The sequence below is a fragment of the candidate division TA06 bacterium genome, from assembly GCA_016208585.1.
Classification (GTDB): domain Bacteria; phylum Edwardsbacteria; class AC1; order AC1; family EtOH8; genus UBA5202.
Window position 1 is genome coordinate 1 of the sequence record JACQXR010000124.1, and the last position, 3,258, is coordinate 3,258.

Here is a 3,258-nt window from a genome sequence, read left to right on the forward strand (position 1 = left end):
ATTTTATACCGGGCCTTTTTCTTGGTTTTATGTGTGATGCCTTTTTGATTGTTGAGCGATGTTTTCACCTTCTGGCCCCTTTCAGTTCGTTAATCATAGCCAGATTATACCAAATTACCCCTTATTCACGCAACAAAGCCATTTGGTTTGTGACTCTGACTCTGACTCTGGCGTGTCTCCGTAACGTTTGTTTCTATTATCTGATGATGTTTCCGTTCAACACGGTCATCACTGTTTTACCGGTAAGTTCAAAGCCCTTGAACGGGGTGTTGCGGCTCTTGGAGAAGAATTCCTCCGGATCCACCGTCCATTTACTTTGGGGATCAAATACAGTAAGGTCCGCTATTTTTCCAATCTCTATTTTCCCACCTGTGGTGAGACCGGCGCCAGACCCGACTGCCGAACCATTTCCAATTTTCAGAATGTTCCGGGGATTGAGCGACATTTTTTCCACCAACTGCGAAGGGGTCAGGACGCCAGTCTCCACCAGGTGGGTCCAGCACAACCCCAGCGAGGTCTCCAGTCCTATCATCCCGGTGGGGGCCTGGTCGAACTCCACCTCCTTTTCCTCGTGGGAATGAGGCGCGTGGTCGGTCACGATGCAGTCTATGGTTCCGTCCTCAAGACCCTCCAGGATGGCCTGGACATCGGCCTGGCCCCGCAGCGGCGGGTTGACCCGGGTCATCTCGCTGTAGCCCTTCACCGCGTCCTCGGTCAAAATAAAATAGTGGGGACAGGTCTCGGCCGTGATCTTTATTCCCCGGCGCTTGGCCTGGCGCACCACCTCCACCGTCTCGGCGCAGGAGACATGGGCTATGTGCAGCCGTCCGCCGGTCAGGGCCGCCAGTTGGGCATCGCGGTAAGCCATGGAGCTTTCGGCGACGTTGGGTATCCCCCTTAGGCCCAGCTTGGTTGCCAGCGCGCCCTCGTTCATGGCCCCGTCGGCCGAAAGGAAAAGATCCTCGCAATGGGAGATCACCGGGATGTCGAACATCCGGCAATAGTCCAAAGCCCGGCGCATCAGGTTGGAGTTGGTGACGGGCTTGCCGTCGTCCGAGACCGCCACCGCCCCGGCGTGGAACATGTCGCCCATCTCGGCCAGTTCCTGGCATTCCAGCCCCTTGGTGACGGCGCCCACCGGATAAATACCGCAGTAGGCGGTCTGGCGCGATTTCACTAATTGGACTATCCCCTGGTTCTCCACCACCGGCGTGGTGTTGGGCATGCAGGCCACCCCGGTAAAGCCTCCGGCAGCCGCGGCCAGCGACCCGGTCTCGATGGTCTCCTCGTCCTCGCGGCCCGGCTCGCGGAAGTGAACATGCATGTCAAAGAACCCCGGCGTAATGATCAGCCCCGTGGCGTCTATGACCTGGGCACCGGATTTTGCATTATCGGATTTCTCGATGCTCTCGATCACTCCGTCTTTGATCACGATGTCCGTTGCTTCGTCCCGCTTATTGGCCGGATCTATCACCCGCCCGTTCTTAATGATTAGTCTGTCTTCTGCTTTTTGGATTTTAAGTTCTTTCATCTTAGGCCTCCTTCTTAATGGCTTCCGAAACCGAACCTTCGCCCCCGGTCAGTAAATAAAGCACCGCCATCCGCACCGCCACCCCGTTGGTTACCTGGTCCAGGATCACGGAGCTTGCTCCATCGGCCACCGCCGGCTCGATTTCCACTCCCCGGTTCATGGGACCGGGATGCATCACGGTGATGCCGGGCTTGGTTTTTTTCAGTCTTTCTCCGGTAATGCAGAACAGCTGGGAGTATTCGCGCAGGGAGGGCAGCAGCCCCTTCTTCTGTCGCTCCAACTGCAGACGCAGGACGTTGACCACATCGGCTTCGGCCAAGGCCTGGTCCAGATCGTAGTAGACTTTGACTCCCAGGTCCTGGATGCCCATCGGGATCAGGGTGGACGGCCCGCAGACCGAGACCTTGGCCCCCATCTTCAAAAGCCCGTGAATATCGGAGCGGGCCACCCGGGAGTGGGTGACGTCGCCGACTATCAGAACATTCAAGCCTTCTAACTTGCCCCTTTTTTCCCTGATGGTGAACATGTCCAAAAGTCCCTGGGTGGGATGGGCGTGCTGTCCGTCGCCGGCGTTGATCACCCCGGCCTTGATGCGCGAGGCCAGAAAGTGTGGAGCGCCGGACGAGGAGTGGCGGATCACCACCAGGTCTATCTTCATGGCCTCCAGGTTGCGCGCCGTATCTAAAAGGGTCTCTCCCTTCTGGACGGCCGAGGTCTTGGGCGAGATGTTGACGGTGTCGGCCATCAGCCGCTTGGCCGCCATGTCGAAGCTGGCCGAGGTCCGGGTGGAGGGTTCAAAGAACATGTTGACCACCGTCTTGCCCCTTAAGATCGGGACTTTTTTCACCGGCCGGTCCAGGATCTCCCGGAAGCTGCGGGCGGTGTCCAGTATCATCGAGATCTCTTCTTTATTGAGAGACTCCAGGTCCAAAAGGTCTTTTTTACTCCACTTCATTGTCCTGCTCCTTAATGATTACCTGCTGCTGGCCGTCCTCCTCCACCGTCCGGACCCCGATGATCTCGGTGTGTGCGGTGGGCACGTTCTTGCCCACGTAATCGGCCTTGATCGGCAGTTCCCGGTGGCCCCGGTCTATCAGCACCGCCAGCTCTATCCGCTTGGGCCGCCCAAAGTCCAGCAGTTCGTCTATGGCCGCCCGCACCGTACGCCCGGTGTACAGCACGTCGTCCACCAGCACCACTACCTTGTTGGTCAGGTCAAAACTGATCTCGGTCTGATTGACCACCGGCTGGTGGGCTATGGTCTGCAGGTCGTCGCGGTAAAAGGTGATGTCCAGCGCGCCGTATGGCACTGGGGTCTTCTCAATATCACTCAGCGTTTTGGCTATGAACCTGCCCAAAGTGTCTCCCCGCCGCTTGATGCCCACGATTACCAGCTCGGACACTCCCTTATTGCGCTCCAGGATCTCGTGGGTTATGCGCATCAGGGCCCGCTCCATCTGCTGGTCGTCCATGATGACGGCTTTTTGCTTGGTCATGGTCCCTCCGTTGGTTATTTATTACCTGAAAAAAGCGTTAATTGTATCTTCCTGAAACAACAATCCGCGCAAACATTGAGTTTCAGGAGTATAGTCCTATAAATAATTTTGCAAACCAGTTGAATTATCGTGATCGAATGCTATCGATTCTTTTAATAATACCGTCTATGGTTGCTTTTGATATATACTCTGACGGAAGTTTTAGTATATTTCGGTTTTGCGATTTTACCA

General features: G+C 56.1%; 3 protein-coding genes. All 3 read right to left on the reverse strand.

Annotated features, from left to right (window positions below; all coding sequences use genetic code 11):
- Nucleotides 1-196: 196 nt before the first annotated feature.
- From HY768_09440 to pyrR, 3 genes are read right to left on the reverse strand one after another with little or no spacing between them, the layout of a single operon-like run.
- Nucleotides 197-1,531 carry a dihydroorotase gene (locus HY768_09440; GenBank protein ID MBI4727421.1) on the reverse strand — a complete coding sequence of 445 codons (1,335 nt, stop codon included), beginning with the start codon at nucleotides 1,529-1,531 and terminating at the stop codon, nucleotides 197-199.
- A gap of 1 nt (nucleotide 1,532) precedes the next feature.
- Nucleotides 1,533-2,486, reverse strand: coding sequence for an aspartate carbamoyltransferase catalytic subunit (locus HY768_09445; GenBank protein ID MBI4727422.1), 954 nt, complete (start codon nucleotides 2,484-2,486; stop codon nucleotides 1,533-1,535).
- A complete protein-coding gene (gene pyrR / locus HY768_09450) occupies nucleotides 2,473-3,027 on the reverse strand; it encodes a bifunctional pyr operon transcriptional regulator/uracil phosphoribosyltransferase PyrR (protein MBI4727423.1) in 555 nt (184 codons plus the stop codon). The genes HY768_09445 and pyrR overlap by 14 nt, the downstream gene beginning before the upstream one ends.
- Nucleotides 3,028-3,258 lie beyond the last annotated feature (231 nt).